The organism is Treponema primitia ZAS-1, assembly GCF_000297095.1.
In the GTDB taxonomy this organism is placed as follows: Bacteria; Spirochaetota; Spirochaetia; order Treponematales; family Breznakiellaceae; genus Termitinema; species Termitinema primitia_A.
In genome coordinates, this window is sequence record NZ_AEEA01000144.1 from 1 (window position 1) to 1,542 (window position 1,542).

At 48.2% G+C, this 1,542-nt stretch carries 3 protein-coding genes; all 3 read left to right on the forward strand.

What is annotated here, in order from left to right; translation table 11 throughout:
- A partial coding sequence (locus TPRIMZ1_RS20930; RefSeq protein WP_010262978.1) for a hypothetical protein occupies positions 1 to 292 on the forward strand: 292 nt, incomplete at its 5' end.
- The gene (locus tag TPRIMZ1_RS0116305) at positions 280 to 873 is read left to right on the forward strand and encodes a pentapeptide repeat-containing protein (protein ID WP_010262981.1); all 594 of its coding nucleotides are present in this window, start codon (positions 280 to 282) and stop codon (positions 871 to 873) included. The genes TPRIMZ1_RS20930 and TPRIMZ1_RS0116305, both read left to right, overlap by 13 nt.
- Positions 874 to 1,494 carry an MBL fold metallo-hydrolase gene (locus TPRIMZ1_RS0116310; RefSeq protein ID WP_010262984.1) on the forward strand — a complete coding sequence of 207 codons (621 nt, stop codon included), beginning with the start codon at positions 874 to 876 and terminating at the stop codon, positions 1,492 to 1,494.
- The last annotated feature ends 48 nt before the right edge of the window (positions 1,495 to 1,542 follow it).

A 1,542-nucleotide genomic window follows, 5' to 3' on the forward strand; every position in this document is an offset into this window, starting at 1 on the left:
ATTTACCGGCACAAAATACCTCATTTTAGTAGAATCCATATATAGTATACACCAGTTTCTTATAAAGATATATATAAAAAACATAAAAAGTGGTGTCTGGCACCACTTTGCCGCCGGTGGGTGGAGGGAGGGCGTCCCTGCTGGAGGAGACCTACTGGGCTCCGTAAGCGAATTCTACCTGCGTGCGAGCGCCAGGGATGCCCCTCCCTCCCCCCGTCTTTGCCGATTAGTCCGGGGTCCGGTCCTATTCTTTCCCGCAATATATGCTATAATAACAATATGTATGCCTTGACCCCCTGCGCCGCCGGCTGCGGCCGAAACGCCCTTACCGGTTCTCCGGTCTGTGCCGTTCATGCGGCGGATCCGAAAAAAGAAGCCCGGCGTATTGTGGAATATATTACCCAACGGGAGCTTATCAAAGACCTCAACGCCTCGGGGCTCAGCTTTGAAAACATCGATTTTTCCCGCCGCCGGTTTTACGGCTGCAACTTCAGCGGCGCTTCCTTTTCCCAATGCTCCTTTGTTGATAGTGTTATGCGGATGAGTTTTTTCGATTTCGGCAGGTTCTATGACTGCGATTTTTCAAAAAGCGATTGGCAGTTTTTAAGTTTTGGGGGGTCCTCCATTCTGAACTGTACCTTTGAAGGTTCGGAACTGGTACACATTAACTTCGGCGGCGCCGGTATTACGGAGTGCCGTTTCAATAATTCGAATTTGTATAACAGCCGTTTTATCAATGCCCAAATGGATTGCTCCGATTTTATTAATTGTAACATAAAAAAAACCTACTTTATCAAGACCAAACAGGAAGGGATATCCTTTAAGTCATCTAACACGGCGGAAGCTATCTTTGAGTACGGAGAAGGGGATTAAGTGAAAGTCTTTTTTCATTACTGCAGTTTTGGTTTCAGCAATTGCTATGTCCTTGGTACCGAGACGGCGTCTCGCGAGGCGATCATCATCGATCCGGGGAATATAGACAAGGCGATTCTCGACTTTATTGAACAGAAGAACTACAAACTCATGGGGGTACTGATAACCCACGATCATCTGAACCATGTTCACGGACTGCGGACCCTCAAACGAATCTACGATGTGGAAATATACGCGGTGGATCATCTGATCCTCGAACATAAAACAAACATGGTAAAGGATGGAGATTCCTTGAATATCGGTTCATTTCATATTGAGGTAATTTCTGTACCCGGCCATTCATCGGATTCTGCGGTGTTCAAGATAGATCATCTGCTTTTTACCGGCGATGCCCTTAATGCGGGTATGCTGGGAACCACCGCCAGCTCCTACGGCGCCGAAGTACAGATGGCTGCCCTGCGGACAAAGATATTCCCCCTGCCGGGAAATTATATAGTCCTCCCCGGCCATGGCCCGCCTTCTACACTGGAAACGGAGCGGCGCTTTAATGCCGGAATACAGAACTTCGAGCAGCACAAAAACAAACGCCGATCCTACAACATGGAAACCTGGGGCGATTAGCCCCCCCTATGGACCCCGATTAGGTTACCGGGAACGCACTAAAACTAC